Below are 21,755 nucleotides of genomic sequence, written 5' to 3'. Positions count from 1 at the left end.
AAAAAGTTTCACGAATTCGGGACGTTTCCGTTGACAATTGAATGTCAATTTTGGTAAGTTAGTAATAGATTTAGCACTCGGGGATAAAGAGTGCTAACAGAGGTGATGATGAGATGCTTACGGAACGTCAGCTCTTAATTTTACAAACAATCATTGATGATTTTATCGGATCAGCACAGCCTGTTGGATCAAGAACGTTAGCTAAAAAAGATGAAATTACATTTAGTTCGGCTACCATTCGAAACGAGATGGCCGATTTAGAAGAACTAGGGTTTATTGAAAAAACACATAGTTCTTCAGGACGTATTCCTTCAGAAAAAGGATACAGATTTTATGTGGATCATCTATTAGCGCCACAACGCTTGTCCGCTGAGGAAATTGTACAAATTAAGGATTTATTTGCTGAAAGAATTTTTGAAGCAGAAAAGGTTGCACAGCAATCAGCTCAAATTTTGTCCGAACTCACAAATTATACAGCAATCGTTCTTGGGCCGAAATTGAGTACAAATAAACTCAAAAATGTACAAATTATTCCGCTGGGCCGAAAGACAGCAGTCGCAATTATTGTAACTGATACAGGGCATGTACAAAGCAAGACGATTACCGTTCCGGAATCTGTTGATTTATCAGATTTAGAAAAAATGGTTAATATTTTAAATGAAAAACTATTTGGTGTACCTATGGTAGAATTACACAATAAAATTGTAAAAGAAGTTGTGACAGTTCTTCATAAGTATGTCCATAACTATGATAGTGCAATGAAAATATTAGACGGTACATTTCAAGTGCCTTTATCGGAAAAGATATACTTTGGGGGAAAAGCTAATATGCTTGCTCAACCGGAGTTCCATGATATTCAAAAGGTGCGTTCTTTGTTAGAAATGATCGATAACGAAGCTGAATTTTACGATATTTTACGTAAGAAACAAGTAGGAATTCAAGTGAACATTGGTCGCGAAAATTCCTCAATGGCAATGGAAGATTGCAGCTTGATTTCTGCGACGTATTCTGTTGGAGAAGAACAGCTTGGAACAATTGCAATATTAGGTCCGACGAGAATGCATTATGCCCGAGTTATTACCCTTTTACAATTATTCACAAAACACTTTACAGAGGGATTAAATGGGCTGTATAAATCAAAATAATAAATTCGCTCGAGTAATGAAAGAAAATCATTGCTGGTGGGTAACATAAATATATGCTTGGGTGCTCATGCTCAGTGTGAGCACTTGAACACTTTTAAGGAGGTGAAAGTTGTGGAAGAGCGTAACGAACAAGTGGTTGAAGAGACAAAAGAAGCGCAAACTGAAGAAGCTACTATAGAAAAAAACAGTGAAGAATCTGTAACAGAAGAAGCAACTGAAGAAACTGTAGTAGAAGAAAAAAGTGAGGCGGCTCTTTTACAAGAAAAAGTAGATGAATTGCAAGCGAAATTGACGGAAACGGAAGGTCGCATGTTGCGTCTACAAGCTGATTTTGAAAATTACAAACGCCGTGTTCAGCTTGATAAGCAAGCGGCGGAAAAATATAGAGCGCAAAGTCTTGTATCAGATATTTTACCTGCTCTTGATAATTTTGAAAGAGCGATGCAAGTGGAAGCAAGTGATGAGCAAACGAAATCCTTATTACAAGGAATGGAAATGGTGTATCGTCAATTGTTAGAAGCGTTAAATAAAGAAGGTGTTGAGATGATTGAAGCTGTTGGAAAGCAGTTTGATCCTCATGAACACCAAGCTGTTATGCAAGTAGAAGACAGCGAATTTGAATCTAACGCGGTTGTAGAAGAATTTCAAAAAGGTTATAAACTGAAGGACCGTGTGATTCGCCCATCAATGGTAAAAGTAAATCAATAATTTACATAAATGTAGGAGGTTTCGCCATGAGTAAAATTATCGGTATTGACTTAGGTACAACAAACTCTTGTGTAGCTGTTATGGAAGGTGGAGAACCAAAGGTTATCCCAAACCCAGAAGGCAACCGTACAACACCTTCTGTTGTAGCATTCAAAAATGATGAGCGTCAAGTTGGGGAGGTTGCAAAACGTCAAGCAATTACAAACCCAAATACAATTATGTCTATTAAACGTCATATGGGTACAGACTACAAAGTAGAAATTGAAGGTAAAAAATATACACCTCAAGAAATTTCTGCAATCATTTTACAAAACTTAAAAGCTTCTGCTGAAGCGTACTTAGGTGAGCCAGTAACAAAAGCTGTTATTACAGTACCAGCATACTTTAACGATGCAGAACGCCAAGCAACAAAAGACGCTGGTCGTATCGCTGGCTTAGAAGTAGAACGTATTATTAACGAACCAACAGCAGCAGCTCTTGCTTACGGTTTAGAAAAACAAGATGAAGAGCAAAAAATTCTAGTATATGATTTAGGTGGAGGTACATTCGACGTATCGATCCTTGAGTTAGCAGATGGAACATTCGAAGTTATTTCAACTGCTGGTGACAACCGTCTTGGTGGTGACGACTTTGACCAAGTAATCATCGATTATTTAGTTGCTGAATTCAAAAAAGAAAACAACATTGATTTAAGTCAAGATAAAATGGCACTTCAACGTTTGAAAGATGCTGCTGAAAAAGCGAAAAAAGATCTTTCTGGTGTAACACAAACTCAAATTTCATTACCATTCATTAGTGCTGGAGCTGCTGGTCCATTACACTTAGAACTAAACTTAACAAGAGCGAAATTTGAAGAACTTTCAGCGAACCTTGTTGAAAGAACTTTAGAACCAACTCGTCGTGCCTTAAAAGACGCTGGTCTTTCTGCAAGTGATTTAGATAAAGTTATTCTTGTTGGTGGTTCTACTCGTATTCCAGCTGTACAAGAAGCAATTAAACGTGAAACTGGTAAAGAACCATATAAAGGCGTTAACCCTGATGAAGTAGTAGCATTAGGTGCTGCTGTACAGGGCGGTGTGCTTACTGGTGATGTAGAAGGTGTTCTATTATTAGATGTAACTCCACTTTCTTTAGGTATTGAAACAATGGGCGGAGTATTTACAAAATTAATTGAACGTAACACTACAATTCCAACAAGCAAATCACAAGTGTTCTCAACTGCAGCTGACAACCAACCTGCGGTAGATATTCACGTATTACAAGGTGAACGTCCAATGGCAGCTGATAATAAGACATTAGGTCGCTTCCAGTTAACTGATATCCCACCAGCACCACGTGGTATTCCACAAATCGAAGTAACATTCGACATCGATGCGAACGGTATCGTTAACGTACGTGCAAAAGACTTAGGAACAAATAAAGAACAAGCAATTACAATTCAATCTTCTTCAGGTCTTTCTGATGAAGAAGTAGAACGTATGGTAAAAGAAGCAGAAGCAAACGCTGATGCTGACCAAAAACGTAAAGAAGAAGTTGAACTTCGTAACGAAGCAGATCAACTTGTATTCCAAACAGATAAAGTTGTAAAAGATTTAGAAGGTAAAGTAGATGCAGCTGAAGTTGCAAAAGCAACAGAAGCAAAAGATGCTTTAAAAGCAGCGATTGAGAAAAATGATCTTGATGAAATTCGTGCGAAAAAAGATGCTCTTCAAGAAATCGTACAACAATTAACTGTAAAATTATATGAGCAAGCTCAAGCGGCTGCTGGTGCTCAGCAAGCAGAAGGTGCACAAGGAAACGCTGGTGCAAAAAATGACAATGTAGTTGATGCTGAGTTTGAAGAAGTAAAAGAAGATAAATAATAAAGTAAAATAGCATAAGTAAGATGACAAAAAGTCAAAGTCAAGCGTGCCTTGACTTTGGCTTTTTTCACGAATAAGGCTTAATAAGAGCCTAAGTCTTTTAAGAAGGCTCTTACGTTTTTCTTGTTGCATATTGTAAGAGAGGGAAGTTTGTTGCAAAGCACTTTCTTTCAATGTTAAAATTACGTTTATGTGAACGATTCGGGGGTTACGATTTTATGAGTAAACGAGATTATTATGAGGTGCTTGGCGTAAGTAAAAGTGCTTCAAAAGATGAAATTAAAAAAGCGTATCGTCGTTTGGCTAAAAAATATCATCCAGACGTAAGTAAAGAAGAAAATGCAGTAGAAAAATTTAAAGAAGTTCAAGAAGCATACGAAGTGCTAAGTGATGAGCAAAAACGTGCGCAGTATGATCAGTTTGGTCACGCTGGTTCAAGTCAAGGTTTCGGCGGCGGAGACTTTGGTGGTGGTTTTGGATTTGAAGATATCTTTAGCTCATTCTTTGGCGGAGGTAGCAGACGTCGTGATCCAAATGCACCGCGTCAAGGTGCAGACTTGCAATATCAAGTGACGCTAGAGTTTGAAGAGGCGATTTTTGGTAAAGAATTAAATGTGGAGATTCCAGTAGAAGACCCTTGTGATACATGTCACGGTAGTGGGGCTAAACCAGGAACTACAAAAGAAACATGTAAATATTGTTCAGGAACAGGTCAAATCAGTGTAGAACAAAACACACCATTTGGTCGTATTGTAAATCGTCAAACATGTAGACATTGTTCAGGAACAGGCCAAATGATTAAAGAAAAATGTACAACATGTCACGGAACTGGAAAAGTACGTAAACGTAAAAAAATTAACGTTAAAATTCCAGCAGGTATTGATAATGGTCAACAAATTCGTGTTGCCGGTAAAGGGGAAGCTGGCGTAAACGGAGGGCCAGCGGGAGACTTGTACGTAGTTGTTCATGTAAGAGAGCACGAATTCTTTGAGCGTGATGGAGATCATATTATTTGTGAAATGCCATTAACGTTTGCGCAAGCAGCACTTGGTGCTGAAGTGGAAGTGCCAACTGTTCATGGGAAAGTGAAGCTGAAAATTCCAGCAGGAACACAAACAGGTACAGAATTCCGCTTAAAAGGAAAAGGTGCTCCAAATGTACGTGGTTATGGTCAAGGAGACCAATATGTAGTCGTTCGCGTCGTGGTACCGACAAATTTAACAGCGCATCAAAAAGAATTATTGCGTGAATTTGCAGGGCAAGAAGACAAAGACGACAGCTTGTTTGGGAAGCTTAAACGAGCTTTCAAAGGAGAATAATGGAAACGAAAAATGGAGTTGGTAAATTGTGAAATGGTCAGAAATTAGTATTCATACAACAGAAGAAGCAGTAGAAGCTGTTTCTCATATTTTACACGAAGCAGGTGCTAGCGGTGTAGCGATTGAAGACCCGGCAGAGCTTACAAAAGAACGTGAGCAGCAGTATGGTGAAATTTATGCACTCAACCCAGCTGAGTATCCAGCGGATGGAGTAGTAATAAAAGCGTATTTCCCGCAAACGGATTCTTTACAAGAAACAATTGCAAGTTTAAAATCATCTATTGATGTACTTCCGTCTTACGACATTGAAATTGGTACAGGGAACATTACAATTAATGAAGTTGATGAGGAAGATTGGGCTACTGCTTGGAAAAAATATTATCATCCAGTTCAAATTTCTGATACATTTACAATTGTGCCAACGTGGGAAGAGTATACACCTTCTTCTCCAGATGAAAAGATTATTGAGTTAGATCCTGGTATGGCCTTTGGGACAGGAACGCATCCAACGACAACGATGTGTATTCGTGCGTTAGAGAAAACAGTAAAGCCTGGGGATACAGTCATTGACGTTGGGACTGGTTCAGGAGTATTAAGTATTGCGGCGGCTAAACTAGGGGCAGCTTCTGTTCAAGCTTATGATTTAGATCCAGTAGCAGTGGAAAGCGCGGAGATGAATGTCCGATTAAATAAAACAGATGATGTTGTATCGGTAGGGCAAAATAGCTTGTTAGAAGGTATTGAAGGACCGGTCGATTTAATTGTAGCAAATTTACTTGCGGAAATTATCCTTATGTTCCCTGAAGACGCAGCAAGGGTTGTAAAACAAGGCGGATTATTTATTACGTCTGGCATTATTGCAGCTAAGGAAAAAACAATTTCCGAAGCGCTAGAGAAAGCTGGATTTACAATTAAAGAAGTGTTAAGAATGGAAGATTGGGTAGCAATCATTGCACAAAATGCGTAATATATATTTTATAAATATATGAACGGAAAAGTCTCTCGCTATAAAGGTGAGGGACTTGCCGTTTGTTCTATTAAAATGAGAATGTTTCGTTCTTTTCGTAAGTATGGGCTTACGAAAGGAACGAAACTTTACTAAGGTGATGAGATGCAACGTTATTTTGTAGAAGAGAAGAATGTAAATGGTACAACGATTCGTATCGTTGGCGATGATGTACATCATATTGCCAGAGTGATGCGTATGTCAGCTGGAGACCACATCTATTGTTGTGTAAATGGGAAAACGGCAGCGTGTACAATTGCTGAAATTACCAATGAATTTGTCGATAGCACTATTGTAGAATGGATAGAGACAACGAGCGAGTTACCCATACTCGTAACGATTGCTAGTGGACTGCCGAAAGGAGACAAGCTTGAGTTAATTTTTCAAAAAGGAACTGAGCTTGGGGCAGCTGCATTTTTGCCATTTCAAGCATCGCGTTCAATCGTGAAATGGGATGCGAAAAAAACGGATAAAAAAGTAGAACGTTTAAAAAAGATTGTGAAGGAAGCTGCGGAGCAATCACACCGGACAGAAATTCCGCATGTATATGCTCCAGTATCATTTAAACAATTGCTTGAAATGAGTAAAGAGTATGATGTTTGTCTTGTTGCCTATGAAGAAGAGGCGAAGCAAGGTGAAAAAGCAAATTTTGCAAAAGCTCTTACAACCATTGAACCTGGCCAAAAACTGCTCATTGTATTTGGTCCAGAAGGTGGTTTAAGTGAGGAAGAAGTATCCGCACTTCGTGAATATAAATTTGTACCATGTAGTTTAGGACCAAGAATTTTAAGAACAGAAACGGCACCGCTCTATGCGTTAAGCGCCGCTTCTTATCATTTTGAATTGATGGGGTGATATCAATGGCAACTGTTGCGTTCCATACGTTAGGTTGTAAAGTAAACCACTACGAAACAGAAGCGATTTGGCAATTGTTTAAACAAAGTGGTTATGAAAGAGTAGATTTTGAAAAAACAGCAGATGTATATGTTGTTAATACATGTACTGTAACAAATACAGGTGATAAAAAAAGCCGTCAAGTGATTCGTCGTGCAGTAAGACATAATCCGGATGCTGTTATTTGTGTAACGGGTTGTTATGCACAAACTTCTCCTGCAGAAATTATGGCAATCCCAGGTGTAGATATCGTTGTTGGTACTCAAGATCGCGAAAAAATGCTAGATTATATTGAACAGTATCGTCAAGAGCGGCAACCAATTAATGCTGTACGTAACATTATGAAAACACGTGTATATGAAGAATTGGATGTACCATACTTTACTGATCGTACACGCGCATCTTTAAAAATCCAGGAAGGTTGCAATAACTTTTGTACGTTCTGTATTATTCCTTGGGCACGCGGTTTAATGCGTTCTCGTGATGGAAAAGAAGTCATTAAGCAAGCGCAACAATTAGTGGATGCAGGATATAAAGAAATTGTTCTAACTGGTATTCATACAGGTGGATACGGTGAAGACATGAAAGACTATAACTTAGCAGGATTACTTCGTGACATGGAAGCAGAGGTAAAGGGATTGAAGCGTCTTCGTATTTCTTCTATTGAAGCGAGTCAAATTTCTGATGAGGTTATTGAAGTATTAGATAAATCTAAAGTAGTTGTACGCCATTTACACATTCCACTTCAATCTGGCTCTAACACTGTATTAAAACGTATGCGTCGTAAATATACAATGGAATTTTTCCAAGAGCGTTTAAATCGCTTAAAAGAGGCGTTGCCAGGCCTTGCGATTACATCGGATGTAATCGTTGGTTTCCCGGGTGAAACAGAAGAAGAGTTCATGGAAACATATAACTTTATTAAAGAAAACCGTTTCTCTGAACTGCACGTTTTCCCATATTCTAAGCGTACTGGAACACCTGCGGCACGCATGGAAGATCAAATTCCTGAAGAAGTGAAAAATGAGCGTGTTCATCGTTTAATTGAATTATCAAATCAATTAGCGAAAGAATATGCTTCTCAGTTTGAAGGAGAAGTTCTGGAAATTATTCCGGAAGAACCATTCAAAGAAGGTGACCGTGAAGGGTTATATGTAGGATATACAGATAATTACTTAAAGGTTGTATTTGAAGGGTCAGAAGAATTAATTGGGAAACTAGTAAAAGTGAAAATTACAAAAGCTGGTTATCCATATAATGAAGGGCAATTTGTTCGCGTTCTCGAAGATGATATGAAAAAAGAATCTGCAAGCGCATAATGAAAAAGCATGCAAACAAAAAGGTTTGCATGCTTTTTTTATGGTTATGTTTTCAAACTTGCTATGATAAGGATTGAAAACATAATGGAATGTATGAGAATAACATACAAAAGTTCATAATTTTGTTTTCGTTACTTTAAGGTGCGCTGGGATCAAGTGATTGGAAAATAAGAAACGACTGAATGGAGTTTTTGGTCAAAAAATGATCTGCTTTTCTTTTATTCCGCTAAATAGTTGACCTAAAGTGACAAAATGTATTATAATCGTAAAAGACATGCTGAAGAAGTGTTTCTTTTTGCATGCTGAAGTTAGTATGTAAGTGTGATGTTTCGGAGGGAGGGAAAGATAATGTCAAAAACAATCGTTCGTAAAAACGAGTCTTTGGAGGATGCACTTCGCCGTTTTAAAAGATCGGTTTCTAAAACTGGTACACTTGCTGAAGCAAGAAAACGCGAGTTTTATGAAAAACCAAGTGTAAAACGTAAGAAGAAATCTGAAGCGGCAAGAAAGCGTAAATTCTAAGAGAGGGTGTAAGTTATGAGTCTTCTCGATCGTTTAAACGGTGATATGAAACAAGCGATGAAGAATAAACAAAAAGAACAATTAACCGTCATTCGTATGGTTAAGGCTGCTTTGCAAAATGAAGGTATTAAGCTGCAACAGACTCTTACTGAAGAAGAGGAATTAACAGTTTTAACTCGTGAAGTAAAACAGCGTAAGGACTCCCTCCTTGAATTTAAAAAAGCAGGTCGAGATGACCTTGTTGATAAACTGCAAAGTGAAATTCAGATTTTAAGCACATATTTGCCGAAACAGCTAACAGAAGAAGAACTAGCTGATGTAATTAAGCAAGTTATCTCAGAAGTTGGTGCAACATCGAAAGCGGATATGGGTAAAGTGATGAGTGCTGTTATGCCAAAAGTAAAAGGGAAAGCAGACGGATCGCAAGTGAATAAGCTGGTTGCACAGCTATTAGCATAAAAAAACGTCTCATGAGAAATGAGACGTTTTTTTATGCTTTTTTTTGTTTGGACGTGATATTACAAGCCCTTTTTTCATACATATGGGATGAGAGGGGGGTCTTGGAGATGAAGAAGCTGGAACAAATGAAAAATTGGCTCACAAAGCAAATAGACCTACCAGTGGATGTACTAATGGATCTGCCTCGTATTACTCTTGTTGGGCAAGTGCATATTTATATAGAAAATCACCGAGGATTATTAGTTTTTTCTGATAAAGAAGTAAGGCTGTTATTAAAAAACGGTCAATTATTAATTAAAGGACAGTCGTTTGTCATCAAAACAATCCTCCCAGAAGAACTTCTACTTGAAGGTGTAATTGAACAAGTAACATTTTTAGAAAATGAAAAGAAAGAAAAATAAAGAGAAAGTCCTATCATGAAAGTTCTCTTCTTTATGTAACGTTTTAGAGAAGTAAAACAGAGGGGAAATTTGTAATCAGTGAGATTAGATACGCTCACTGATTCATATTTCACTGTATGTTGTACGAGCCATAAAAAGTAGAGAGAAGCTCTGCTTTTGAGAAAGATAGTGGGGGGCAGACAATGAAAAATCAATGGTTTACGAAATGGCTTGGGTATGTCAAAGTACGCATTGAAGGAAGAGGAGTTGAGCGGTTTGTTAATGAGTGTGTACGCAGGAATTTAGTTGTTTGGGATGTAAAGAAAATTGCTGATGAAACATTAGTCTTTTGTATGCTGTTGCGAGATATAAAAAAAATAAGGGAAATTTATCGTAAACATGAATGCAAACTATATTTTATAGGGCGCTATGGCGCTCCGTTTTGGAATAAGCGACTGATTAAAAATAGTGGGTTTTTAATTGGATTTCTTGTCTTTTTTTTCGGTATGATCGCCTTATCAAATATGGTATGGAAAATTGAAGTTACGGGAGCTAAACCAGAAACAGAATATATACTTATGAAAGAATTGGACAAAATGGGTATCAAGAAAGGAAGATTGCAATTCCAAATGCCAAGTGTGGAAGAAATTCAGCGGCACTTGACGGATAAAATTAATGCGATTACATGGGCTGGTCTTGATGTGCAAGGAACAACATATCATTTTAAAATAGTTGAAAAAAATGAGCCGAAAAAGGAGAAGGAGCGACAACCGCAAAACTTGGTAGCGAAAAAGGGAGCGATTATTACGAGAACCTTTGTAGAGGTGGGGAAGCCAGTTGTAATGAAAAATGATTATGTAAAAAAAGGACAGTTGCTTGTTTCGGGCATATTTGGGAATGAAGAAAATCCCACAATTGTTTCCGCAAAAGGGATTGTTTATGGAGAAACATGGTATGAATCTAATGTAACAGTTCCGCTGAAAACCACTTTTCAAGTATATACAGGAAATTCATATAATGAGCATTTTCTTCGATTAGGAAGTGCTAAAATAAAAATATGGGGATTTCAGCATGATAAGTATAGAAAGTCCCAAAATGAAAATATAAAACATGATGTGAAATTACTCGGTTTTACATTACCGATTTCTTATGAAAAAGAAATTGTGCGCGAAGAGGAAGAGGCTAACCGTGAATATACGGAAAGGGAAGCGCTTAAAGTTGCGAAAGAAATGGCAGAAAAAGAATTAAAGAAAAAATTGGATGAACATGCTATGATTGTAAGTGATAAGATTTTGCATAAAAAGGTTGAAGGCGAACAACTAAAAGTAGCATTACATTATACAGTGATTGAAAATATCGCAGAGCCACAACCTATATCTGAATCCGATATTCAAGGAGACTGAGTATGACAGAACAATTAGTAGAGATGAATCAACAAGTAGAAAATCACAATGAAGCAATCGCTCTGTTTGGAGTGAATGATGCGAATTTGAAAGTAATTGAACAAGAGCTTTCTGTATCGATTGTAACTAGAGGAGAATCTGTTCGTGTATCTGGAACAGATGAAGCAGTGGCGCTTGTTGAAAATATTTTACAGCAATTACTAACTGTTATTCGTAAAGGTGTATCAATTACTGAACGGGATGTTCTATATGCAATTCAACTTGGTCGCCAAGGAAAAATTGCTCATTTTGAAGAGTTATATGAAGAGGAAATTTTTAAAACAGCAAAAGGTAAGTCTATACGTGTAAAAACGATGGGGCAAAGGCAGTATATTCATGCGATGAAAAAGAATGATATCGTTTTTGGAATCGGACCAGCTGGTACAGGGAAAACGTATTTGGCTGTGGTAATGGCCGTGCGAGCGTTAAAACACGGTTATGTGAAAAAGATTATTTTAACAAGACCAGCAGTAGAAGCTGGAGAAAGTTTAGGGTTTTTACCAGGGGACTTAAAAGAAAAAGTAGACCCTTATTTACGTCCTTTATATGATGCGCTCCATGATATTCTTGGACAAGAATATACGCAGCGTATGATGGAAAGAGGTACAATTGAGATTGCACCTCTTGCATATATGAGAGGAAGAACGCTCGATGATTCCTTTGTTATTTTAGATGAGGCACAAAATACAACTGGTGCTCAAATCAAAATGTTTTTAACTCGCCTAGGCTTCAGTTCGAAAATGGTTGTTACAGGTGATCCTACTCAAATTGACTTACCAAAAGGGGTTAAGTCAGGACTTTCGATTGCAGAAAAAGTATTATCTAATGTATCGGGACTTTCCTTTGTTAGACTAGAACAAACAGATGTTGTAAGACATCCACTTGTACAACGAATTATTGAGGCGTATGATAAAATGGAATGATCCTATTGGCCGGGATCATTTCTTTTTATTCATTGTAAGAGCTGCTTGTAAAGACCAAATGAATATGACTTAATAATGAATGGGGAATGGAAAGGTTGGCGAATTGCGTATTTTTTAATATCATGAAAGGGTAGTAAATATAAATACAGGATAAGTGCGTAGTGAAATTCAAGGAGGAACACCTTAAAGTGTGTAGTTTATTTATGTGAGTTAACTTTTAGCTGAAAGAAGGAACGCTCCACTGAAATTCGTTTTACTGTATGTCTGGAGAGGAGAAGGTATTGAAATCATGTCAAAGTCTCGAGAAATTTCTAAGTGGTTTCGAAATATACAACATTCGAAAAAGCTAAGCTGGGTTTCTTATATTTTATTAGGAGCCGTGTTGTTTTTTGCACTAATCAACAATGTGAAACCAGAACAACTAGATGTTAAAATGCTCTCTATTTCTAATCAAACAATCCATTCTCCTATCAACATCGAAGATAAGATAACAACAGATAAGAAGAAAAGAGAGGCCGCTCAAAAAGTCGATGATCAATATACGTATAAAAGTGAGTACAAGCAAAATAAAATTGATATTGTGAACTCGGTGTTTGATGCAATTAAAGAAGTAGATGCGGAAACAAAAGCGGTAGGCCCTGATGAACAAAAAAAGGTTACGCCCGCAGACAGGCTGGAGAAACTGAAGAAGAAGTTACCTATAGATTTAACGAAAAGTTTATCTGATGCAGTGTTGTTACAATTTATTAATGCTGATCCAGACCAATTAGAAGCAGCGAAATATCCGGTTATAACAGCTGTTAATAATATAATGAGTTCACATATTAAAATGAATGAAGAAGATGCAGCGAGAAATCGCTTTGTGGAAGAAATCAAAAATATTAATGTTAATAGCGATTTAAAAGAAGCTTTAAATGCGCTTGGAAAGTATGCAATAGAAGCGAATTACTTTTATGATTCGAATGCTACAAAAGAGCGTAAAAAAAAGGCGGAAGATGAGGTCGCACCTGTCTACATATTACAAGGTCAAGTGCTTGTAAAAGAGGGTGACACAATTACTAGAGATATATATGAACAACTAAAATTAGTTGGGCTTCTCGAACAAAGTAATACCTTTCAGCCATTTGTAGGATTAGCAATTGTGATCGGTGTACTCTTATTCTTTATGCATAAGCAATTTGAAGTGTTTTTAAAGTTGAAAAGAGAAGAAAAACCATATATGTTGGCATATACAACAATCATCGCAATTACAGTTGTGTTGATGAAAGTAATTAGTTTGTTCCAAAAGTTGGAGTATGCCGGGATTGCCTTTGTTGTTCCGGTTGCGATGGGATCAATATTAGTAAAATTGATGATTGGCGATCGCTTTGTCTTTCTAACGAGTATGATTTTCTCTATATGTGGAAGTATTTTATTTAATGAAGGTGTAACGAGCACGTTAAATTATAATGTTGGGGTTTATTTCTTATTAAGCTCGTTATCTGTAAGTGTCTTTTTGAGAGAGAAAAATCGTCGTTCTATGATTTTGCAAGCAGGTATTCTTGTGTCTATTTTAAATGTTATTGTGTTAGCGGCTTTATTGCTATTGCGGAATGGGAATTTCTCATCGTTTGAAATTGGCTCACAATTATTGATGGCAGCAGCTTCCGGGATTATTTCCTCCATTTTAGCTATGGGGATTTTACCATATTTAGAAAGCGGTCTTGGAATTGTATCAAGTATGAAGCTTGTAGAACTTTCAAGCCCTAATCATCCGCTTCTTCGCAAAATTTTGTTAGAAGCGCCAGGAACATATCATCATAGTGTGATGGTTGCGAACCTTTCAGAAGCGGCATGTGAGGCCATAGGAGCGAATGGTGTGTTAGCACGTGTTGGCGCATATTATCATGATATTGGAAAAACAGTACAGCCTCATTTCTTTATTGAGAATCAAATGGGGATTGAGAATCCGCACGATAAATTAGATCCAGAAACGAGCAGGGATATTATTATTGCCCATGTTACCGATGGGGTAAAGATGTTAGAAGAACATCGTATTCCGCAAGAAATTATTGATATTGCAGCGCAGCACCATGGGACTACGCTATTAAAGTATTTTTATTATAAGGCTATTAAAGAAGATAAAGATAAATATACAGAAGATATGTTCCGTTATCCGGGTTCAAAGGCGACATCGAAAGAATCTGCGATTGTTGGAATTGCAGATAGTGTAGAGGCGGCGGTGCGTTCCATGAACCATCCAACGCCGGAGCAGATTAATAATTTAGTGAAAAATATTATTAAAGATCGCCTACAAGATGGACAATTTAGCGACTGTGAACTTACTTTTAAAGAACTACAGATAGTAGGAAAAACTTTATGTGAAACATTGAATGGGATTTTCCATTCTCGTATTAAATATCCGGAACCACTGGAAGAAAAGGTGAAAGAATGAGTTTAGTAATTGATTTTTTTGATGAAACAGAAGAAGTGAAAGAAGAATATGTGAATATGATTCGTGAGCTGTTAGAAAAGGCTGCACAAATGGAAGGAGTGGAAGATGGGACGGAACTGTCTGTTACTTTCGTTGATAATGAACGGATTCGAGAAATAAATCGTGATTATCGCGGAAAAGATCAGCCTACGGACGTGATTTCTTTTGCTCTTGAAGATATGGGAGAGGGTGAGGTCGAAATCATAGGTGCTGATATGCCTCGTATGCTAGGAGATCTTATTATTTCTATTCCGAGAACAAAAGAACAGGCTGAAGAATATGGCCATTCTTTTGACCGTGAATTAGGATTTTTAGCGTTACATGGATTTTTACACTTGCTTGGTTATGATCATATGACTGAAGAAGATGAAAAAGAGATGTTTGGAAAGCAAAAAGAAATTTTAGGGGCATTTGGATTAAGAAGATGAAAAAAGGAAAACTTATAAAGAGTTTTACGTATGCTATAGCTGGTATATGTTTTTGTCTTCGTCATGAACGAAATATGAAAATTCATTGTTTGGCCGCAGTTATTGTTATATGCTGCGGCCTTTATTTCCATGTAACAAGAGTAGAATGGCTCATATTACTTGTTGTAATAGGGGCTGTAATGAGTTTGGAGATGGTAAATACAGCGATTGAAAAAACGGTTGATTTAGTAACAGAGGATTTTAAACCCCTTGCAAAAATTGCAAAAGATGTTGCAGCTGGTGCCGTTTTATTATTTACTATTATAGCGGTCATAATTGGTGCTATTATCTTTTTACCTTATGTGGTATAGTTGCATTCCAAAGATTTTCTTGTACTTGAGTGGTATTGAGTTTTTCATCAGTTGATGATTTATTCAGGTGGCCATAAAAGGGATAAGGAATATGGATCCTATTCAAAGTCCAAGTAGGGATAGCGTTACAGATAAGGGTGGAAAAAGTATACCATAGATGTGATGGGAAAATGCATCCTGTAGTTATGTTATTACGCGGAATGTAAAGTGTGGAGATACGGCGCTTTTAGCTATAGTCGTTGTAGTGGATAGGAAACGTTTCGTACCTCTTTGTGGAGTGTGCCGTCAAGTTATGATAGAATTATGTAAACAGAACATAAAATATATTTATCAAATTTACATGGTGACACTGGGAAGACGACAGTTAGAAAGTTGTTGCCAGTAGCATTTTTAGCGGAGGATTTACATGAATAACAAAGGTTATAAGTCAGGTTTTGTCTCTATTATAGGGAGACCAAATGTTGGAAAATCTACATTTTTAAATCGAATTATCGGTCAAAAAATTGCTATTATGAGTGATAAGCCACAAACAACTCGTAATAAAGTACAAGGTGTATATACAGAAAATGATGCGCAAGTGATTTTTATCGATACGCCTGGAATACATAAGCCAAAACATAAATTAGGCGATTTTATGGTGAAAATGGCGCAAACGACATTGAAAGAAGTTGATATTGTACTCTTTATGGTCAATGCGGCGGAAGGCTTTGGTCGTGGTGAAGAATACATTATTGAAAAATTGAAGGAAACGAGGCAACCAGTATTTTTAGTAATTAATAAAATCGATCAAGTTCATCCAGAAAAATTATTAGAATTGATTGATCAATATCGTAACTTGTACGAGTTTGCAGAAATTGTGCCGATTTCTGCTTTGGAAGGTAATAATGTGGAAGCGTTAATTGGGGCGATTAAAAAATACTTACCAGAAGGGCCACAGTACTATCCAGAAAATCAAGTAACAGATCATCCGGAACGATTTATTATTGCTGAATTAATCCGTGAGAAAGTGCTTCATTTAACACGTGAGGAAGTACCTCATTCAGTAGCAGTTGCGATTGATGCGATTCAAAAGCGTGAAGGTGGAGCGGTTTATGTAAATGCAACAATCATCGTGGAACGTCCTTCTCAAAAAGGAATTATTATTGGAAAGCAAGGAAAAATGTTGAAAGAAATTGGGAAGCGAGCTCGTTTTGATATTGAAGCCCTTCTTGGTTCTAAAGTGTTTTTAGAAGTATGGGTAAAAGTACAAAAAGATTGGCGTAATAAAATGTCCCAACTTCGTGATTTAGGTTTCCGTGAAGATGAATATTAATAGAAATTAGGAAAATTTTTTCTCACATGAAAATGGACAAAATGGGTCATTTTAATAACAACAAAAGAAATTGGTTTACATGCTATGCTTACTTAGAAAGGTGGATTCTTATGCTGGATTTTACCTGGAAGGTTTTCTCCAAAACAGGAAGTATTGAAACGTACTTACTTTTAAAAGAAATGGAAAAAGATCTAAATGATGAGATGGATCAACATGAAGAGGAGCTAGCACATCTAGATTCTCCAATTTCTTGACCCGTTTTGTTCAATCCTTGGATGGTGACGAACATGTTTCAAAAAGTTGAGGGCATTGTTATCCGAACAACAGATTACGGAGAAACGAACAAGATTGTTACTATATTTTCTCGTGAATTTGGAAAAATAAGTGTAATGGCAAGAGGAGCGAAAAAACCAAAAAGTAGGTTAGCATCTATTTCGCAACTCATGACGCATGGTCATTTCCTAATTCAAATGGGATCTGGTCTCGGAACTTTGCAACAAGGTGAAATGATTTCATCGATGAAAGAAATTCGAGAAGATATTTTTTTAACTGCTTATGCATCGTTTATCGTGGAATTGACAGATAAAGCCACGGAAGATAAAAAGAACAATCCGTATTTATTTGAAATGTTATATCAGACACTTCACTATATGTGTGATGGTGTTGATCCTGAAGTATTATCTCTTATTTATCAAACGAAAATGCTTCCGGTATTAGGGATGCATCCATACTTTGATACATGTGCGATTTGTCACCAAGAAACAGACTTTGTCGCCTTCTCTGTAAGAGAAGGCGGTTTTCTGTGCTTTCGTCACGCAGAACAAGATCCGTATCGCATTCCAGTTGGTGAGGCGGTTCATAAGTTATTACGTCTCTTTTATCACTTTGACTTAGGTCGGCTTGGTAATGTATCAGTAAAAGATGAAACGAAGCGACAAATTCGTACCGTATTGAATACATATTATGATGAATATTGTGGCATATATTTGAAATCAAGACGTTTTCTTGAACAACTTGATAAATTTCAAATATAATGAGGACCATATGAAGGTCCTTTTTACATGCTTTCTTTTTCAAATAGCATATTTAGTATATAATATTTAAGAGATAGTATAACTTTTTTGTTTTGTATTAAAGGTGGTGATTATCATAGAACTGAATAAACGGCAAGAACATATCATTCAGATTGTAAAAGATCACGGTCCTATTACAGGAGAGTCCATCGCTGCACAGTTAAATTTAACGCGCGCAACGTTAAGACCAGATTTGGCAATTTTAACGATGGCGGGTTATTTAGAAGCGCGTCCGCGCGTCGGTTATTTTTATACAGGAAAAACTGGTGGTCAGTTATTATCAGAAGCTGTTAAAAAAATTAAAGTACAAGATTATCAATCTAGACCGGTTGTCATTGATAAAAATGTTTCCGTATACGATGCAATTTGTACAATGTTTCTAGAGGACGTTGGTACTTTGTTTGTCGTGGATCAAACTACGCTTTTAGTTGGCGTCGTTTCCCGTAAGGATTTATTGCGAGCAAGTTTAGGAAAGCAGGATTTAACTTCCCTTCCGGTTAATATTATTATGACAAGGATGCCGAACATTGCGATGTGTCATAAAGAGGATTCTTTATATGACGTTGCAATGGAATTAATAGAAAGACAGATTGATGCTATACCCGTTGTAAAAGAAACAAAGCAAGGATTAGAAGTTGTTGGACGAATTACAAAAACGAATATTACGCGTGCGTTTGTGAATTTAGTAAATAATGAATAAGTGTAATTTGTTTAAAGTGAGGTAATGTAATGGATAATAAAATCGTATATGTCGTATCTGACTCAGTCGGAGAGACTGCTGATTTAGTTGTTCGAGCGGCAATGGGACAATTTCCTTTCGCTCCTGATATTAGACGTGTACCGTATGTAGAAGATACAGGAACATTAAAAGAAGTGATATCAATCGCAAAGAGTAATCGAGCGCTGATTTGTTTTACACTCGTGAAGCCTGATATGCGTCAATATTTGTTAACAGAAGCGGCAAAAGAAGGCGTAGAAGCATATGATATTATCGGGCCTCTTATTGACCAAATTGCAGAAATTACAAGGCAAGTGCCAAGATATGAGCCAGGGATTGTTAGAAAACTGGATGAAGAATATTTTAAAAAGATTGAAGCAATTGAGTTTGCGGTTAAATATGATGATGGGCGAGATGCGCGTGGTATTTTGAAAGCTGATATTGTTTTAATTGGTGTTTCTCGTACATCAAAGACTCCACTTTCACAATATTTAGCTCATAATAAGCGATTAAAGGTTGCGAACGTACCACTTGTTCCTGAGGTTGACCCGCCTGAAGAATTGTATCAAGTTTCAAAGGAAAAGTGCTTTGGTTTGAAAATTAATCCAGAAAAATTAAATCATATTCGGAAAGAGCGCCTGAAATCACTAGGACTAAGTGATGGGGCAACATATGCGAATATTAACCGTATTAAAGAAGAAATTGACCATTTTGAGAAAGTGATCAATAAAATAAATTGTCAAGTGATTGATGTGTCTAACAAAGCGATTGAAGAAACGGCAAATATTATTGTGAATGCGGTGCAAAACCAAAGAATGTTTTAGCACATTTACCAAAGGTGAATGTGTTTTTTTAGCTCAAAGACCAATTTGGTTCAGAGCGAAATATTTATAGAAATGTAATGGTTAGAGAAATTTCAAAGGATATGTAGCGAAGTAGAAAGAAATATATTATAATAAAAAATTGTGATAAAAAACCTATATTTTACGTTTAGACTTTAATTTTTCAGAATAAACTAGGGATAGGATTTACGAAAAAAGATGTACATTTACGTAAAATCGACAAAAATCTAAACAAGAAAACGTACTTTGTAGAAGGATTCACTGAAGGGATGTAGAATACAGAAATATGCAAAACATCAGTAAGATTCTAGTTGATGCAGATGCATGTCCCGTAAAGGATGAAATTGTACAAATCGGAACGAAATTTCATGTCGAAATTTTGTTTGTCGCATCCTATGCCCATCGTTCAAGAAAACAGCAAGGAAATTGGATCTATGTAGATTCTGAGCAAGATGAAGTTGATTTTTATATTTATAAGCATGCGAAAGCTACAGATCTCGTGATCACACAAGATATGGGACTTGCTGGTCTTCTTGTGAAAAAAGGAGTATATGTCTTATCTCCGCGAGGGAAATTTGTGACAGATGAGCAAATGGATACAATTTTATATAGTAGATATGTGTCTGCTAAATTACGCAGACAAGGGACCTATACAAAGGGGCCAAAGTCATTTTCAAAGCAGGATCGACAGTCTTTTTTAACAAGTTTAGAAAAAATATTGTCGAATTATAAAGGAATCCTTTAATTTGTATCGAATACAAAATACGACACGGAGATGGAGTTATGGGGAACAGAATTCCCGAAGAAGTTGTTGAACAGATTCGGACATCATCTGATATTGTAGAAGTAATTGGTGAGTATGTTCAGCTAAGAAAGCAAGGGCGTAATTATTTTGGACTTTGTCCATTTCATGGTGAGAATTCTCCCTCCTTTTCTGTTTCATCAGATAAGCAAATTTTCCATTGCTTTGGATGTGGGGAAGGTGGAAATGTTTTTTCCTTTCTCATGAAGATGGAAGGCCTTTCTTTCACAGAAGCTGTACAGAAACTTGGAGAAAGAAATCATATAGCAGTCGCAGATTATACATCAGGAAAAGAACAGCAAGACAATATATCTGATGACAATGTCATTATGTTACAGGCTCACGAACTCTTAAAAAAGTATTATCATCATTTGTTGGTAAATACAGAAGAGGGGAATGAAGCTCTTTCTTATTTATTAAATCGTGGTATTACGAAGGAAATGATTGAGAAGTTTGAAATTGGTTATGCATCACCGGATTGGGATGCAGCGGCGAAAATATTACAAAAAAGAGGTTTTTCGCTAATGACCATGGAGCAAGCGGGCCTCCTTGTAAGAAGTGAAAAGGATGGTAGTCATTACGACCGATTCCGTGGTAGAGTAATGTTTCCGATTCATACACTACAAGGAAAAGTGGCAGCATTTAGTGGAAGGGCGCTTGGGGATGATACTCCTAAATATTTAAATAGCCCAGAAACACCTATCTTTCATAAGAGCAAGTTGCTGTACAATTTCCATCAGGCAAGGCCGTTTATTAGAAAGCGTGGGCAGGTCGTCCTTTTTGAAGGTTATGCTGATGTTCTAGCTGCTGTAAAAAGCGGGGTTGAAGAAGCTGTTGCAACAATGGGAACAGCTTTAACGGAAGAACAGGCGAAACTTCTGCGACGTAATGTTGAAACTGTTGTTCTTTGCTATGATGGTGATAAGGCTGGACAAGAAGCGACAATGAAAGCGGGGCAACTCTTAACTCAAGTTGGTTGTCAAGTTAAAGTTACTGTATTGCCAGAGAAATTAGATCCTGATGAATATGTGCAACAATATGGAACAAAGGCTTTTGAAAATCTCGTTAAATCAAGTATAAGTTTTGTTGGATTTAAAATAAATTATTTGCGTTTAGGAAAAAATTTGCAAGATGAGTCTGGTAAAGAAGAATATGTGAAAAGTGTTTTAAAAGAATTATCATTATTGCAAGATGCGATGCAGGCAGAGTCCTATTTAAAATCGTTATCACAAGAATTTGCATATTCCATGGAAACACTTTTAAGTCAATTGCACCAATATCGCAAAGAACAAAAGATACAGCAAAAACAAGCGAAGCAAATTTCGAAGCCATCTCAAATTGTTCAAACGAAGCCGAAACGATCCGGCTTCGAAAGGGCAGAGAGGGAACTGATTTACCATATGTTGCAAAGTGCCGAAGTAGCAGTGCGTATAGAGCCTCATATAGAAGATTTTCATACGGAAGAACATAAAGGGATTTTATATGAACTATATGCATATTATGAAAAGGGAAATGAACCTTCAGTCGGAAATTTTTTAAACTGGCTATCTGATGAAAAGTTGAAAAATATCGTTACCAATATTTCGACAGATGAGTTTATCAATCCAGAATATACAGATGAAATACTGGAAGGACACTTGGAAGCGTTAAAGCGCCATAAGGAAAAGTTGAAAAAGATGGAAACCATCTTTACAGTAAAGCAAATGGAAAAAGCTGATCCGCTAGAAGCTGCTAAATTTTACGCAGCGTATTTGCAAAATCAAAAAGCAAGAAGATAG

22 protein-coding genes and 1 pseudogene are annotated in these 21,755 nt (G+C 36.8%); all 23 read left to right on the top strand.

Annotation, left to right across the window (positions count from 1 at the left end; genetic code table 11):
- Positions 1-113 precede the first annotated feature (113 nt).
- Positions 114-1,145: a heat-inducible transcriptional repressor HrcA gene (gene hrcA, locus BCER98_RS15335; protein ID WP_012095505.1), complete on the top strand. Its 1,032-nt coding sequence runs from the start codon at positions 114-116 to the stop codon at positions 1,143-1,145.
- A gap of 111 nt (positions 1,146-1,256) precedes the next feature.
- On the top strand, positions 1,257-1,853 hold the full coding sequence (gene grpE, locus BCER98_RS15330; RefSeq protein ID WP_012095504.1) for a nucleotide exchange factor GrpE: 597 nt from the start codon (positions 1,257-1,259) through the stop codon (positions 1,851-1,853).
- Between the two features lie 26 nt (positions 1,854-1,879).
- Positions 1,880-3,715, top strand: a complete 1,836-nt coding sequence (gene dnaK / locus BCER98_RS15325; RefSeq protein WP_012095503.1) for a chaperone protein DnaK — start codon at positions 1,880-1,882, stop codon at positions 3,713-3,715.
- Between the two features lie 218 nt (positions 3,716-3,933).
- Complete coding sequence (gene dnaJ / locus BCER98_RS15320) at positions 3,934-5,034, top strand: molecular chaperone DnaJ (RefSeq protein WP_012095502.1); 1,101 nt, start codon at positions 3,934-3,936, stop codon at positions 5,032-5,034.
- 28 nt (positions 5,035-5,062) lie between these two features.
- Positions 5,063-6,001 carry a 50S ribosomal protein L11 methyltransferase gene (gene prmA / locus BCER98_RS15315; RefSeq protein WP_012095501.1) on the top strand — a complete coding sequence of 313 codons (939 nt, stop codon included), beginning with the start codon at positions 5,063-5,065 and terminating at the stop codon, positions 5,999-6,001.
- A 144-nt stretch (positions 6,002-6,145) separates the two neighbouring features.
- Positions 6,146-6,895: a 16S rRNA (uracil(1498)-N(3))-methyltransferase gene (locus BCER98_RS15310; protein ID WP_012095500.1), complete on the top strand. Its 750-nt coding sequence runs from the start codon at positions 6,146-6,148 to the stop codon at positions 6,893-6,895.
- A 5-nt stretch (positions 6,896-6,900) separates the two neighbouring features.
- Positions 6,901-8,253, top strand: coding sequence for a tRNA (N(6)-L-threonylcarbamoyladenosine(37)-C(2))-methylthiotransferase MtaB (gene mtaB / locus BCER98_RS15305; protein ID WP_012095499.1), 1,353 nt, complete (start codon positions 6,901-6,903; stop codon positions 8,251-8,253).
- Positions 8,254-8,601: 348 nt separating this feature from the next.
- Complete coding sequence (rpsU, locus tag BCER98_RS15300; protein ID WP_012095498.1) at positions 8,602-8,775, top strand: 30S ribosomal protein S21; 174 nt, start codon at positions 8,602-8,604, stop codon at positions 8,773-8,775.
- A gap of 15 nt (positions 8,776-8,790) precedes the next feature.
- Positions 8,791-9,234 (top strand): GatB/YqeY domain-containing protein, encoded by a 444-nt coding sequence (locus BCER98_RS15295; RefSeq protein WP_012095497.1) that lies wholly within the window; start codon positions 8,791-8,793, stop codon positions 9,232-9,234.
- 107 nt (positions 9,235-9,341) lie between these two features.
- Positions 9,342-9,635, top strand: coding sequence for a sporulation protein YqfC (gene yqfC, locus BCER98_RS15290; protein WP_012095496.1), 294 nt, complete (start codon positions 9,342-9,344; stop codon positions 9,633-9,635).
- A 182-nt stretch (positions 9,636-9,817) separates the two neighbouring features.
- Positions 9,818-11,017, top strand: a complete 1,200-nt coding sequence (gene yqfD, locus BCER98_RS15285) for a sporulation protein YqfD (RefSeq protein WP_012095495.1) — start codon at positions 9,818-9,820, stop codon at positions 11,015-11,017.
- Positions 11,018-11,019: 2 nt separating this feature from the next.
- Positions 11,020-11,979 (top strand): PhoH family protein, encoded by a 960-nt coding sequence (locus tag BCER98_RS15280; RefSeq protein WP_012095494.1) that lies wholly within the window; start codon positions 11,020-11,022, stop codon positions 11,977-11,979.
- Between the two features lie 289 nt (positions 11,980-12,268).
- On the top strand, positions 12,269-14,413 hold the full coding sequence (locus BCER98_RS15275; protein ID WP_012095493.1) for an HD family phosphohydrolase: 2,145 nt from the start codon (positions 12,269-12,271) through the stop codon (positions 14,411-14,413).
- The gene (gene ybeY, locus BCER98_RS15270; RefSeq protein WP_012095492.1) at positions 14,410-14,880 is read left to right on the top strand and encodes an rRNA maturation RNase YbeY; all 471 of its coding nucleotides are present in this window, start codon (positions 14,410-14,412) and stop codon (positions 14,878-14,880) included. The genes BCER98_RS15275 and ybeY overlap by 4 nt, the downstream gene beginning before the upstream one ends.
- Entirely contained in the window at positions 14,877-15,230 is a 354-nt protein-coding gene (locus BCER98_RS15265) for a diacylglycerol kinase family protein (protein ID WP_012095491.1), read from the top strand. Before ybeY ends, BCER98_RS15265 begins: the two co-directional genes overlap by 4 nt.
- Before the next feature lie 229 nt (positions 15,231-15,459).
- Positions 15,460-15,644 (top strand): annotated as a pseudogene (locus BCER98_RS23745) (cytidine deaminase); the annotation flags it as partial.
- Positions 15,637-16,542 (top strand): GTPase Era, encoded by a 906-nt coding sequence (gene era / locus BCER98_RS15260; RefSeq protein WP_012095490.1) that lies wholly within the window; start codon positions 15,637-15,639, stop codon positions 16,540-16,542. The pseudogene BCER98_RS23745 and the gene era, both read left to right, overlap by 8 nt.
- Positions 16,543-16,652: 110 nt before the next feature.
- A complete protein-coding gene (locus tag BCER98_RS21335) occupies positions 16,653-16,796 on the top strand; it encodes a YqzL family protein (RefSeq protein WP_012095489.1) in 144 nt (47 codons plus the stop codon).
- A gap of 33 nt (positions 16,797-16,829) precedes the next feature.
- A complete protein-coding gene (gene recO / locus BCER98_RS15255) occupies positions 16,830-17,576 on the top strand; it encodes a DNA repair protein RecO (RefSeq protein WP_012095488.1) in 747 nt (248 codons plus the stop codon).
- Between the two features lie 106 nt (positions 17,577-17,682).
- The gene (locus tag BCER98_RS15250; protein WP_087095438.1) at positions 17,683-18,315 is read left to right on the top strand and encodes a helix-turn-helix transcriptional regulator; all 633 of its coding nucleotides are present in this window, start codon (positions 17,683-17,685) and stop codon (positions 18,313-18,315) included.
- 29 nt (positions 18,316-18,344) lie between these two features.
- Positions 18,345-19,157, top strand: a complete 813-nt coding sequence (locus BCER98_RS15245) for a pyruvate, water dikinase regulatory protein (protein ID WP_012095486.1) — start codon at positions 18,345-18,347, stop codon at positions 19,155-19,157.
- A 304-nt stretch (positions 19,158-19,461) separates the two neighbouring features.
- Positions 19,462-19,920, top strand: coding sequence for a YaiI/YqxD family protein (locus BCER98_RS15240; RefSeq protein ID WP_012095485.1), 459 nt, complete (start codon positions 19,462-19,464; stop codon positions 19,918-19,920).
- A gap of 38 nt (positions 19,921-19,958) precedes the next feature.
- Positions 19,959-21,755 carry a DNA primase gene (gene dnaG, locus BCER98_RS15235; RefSeq protein WP_012095484.1) on the top strand — a complete coding sequence of 599 codons (1,797 nt, stop codon included), beginning with the start codon at positions 19,959-19,961 and terminating at the stop codon, positions 21,753-21,755.

Source organism: Bacillus cytotoxicus NVH 391-98 (assembly GCF_000017425.1).
Taxonomy (GTDB): Bacteria; Bacillota; Bacilli; order Bacillales; family Bacillaceae_G; genus Bacillus_A; species Bacillus_A cytotoxicus.
The sequence above is the reverse complement of the archived record's forward strand: the minus strand, read 5'-3'. Positions and strand labels throughout refer to the sequence as shown.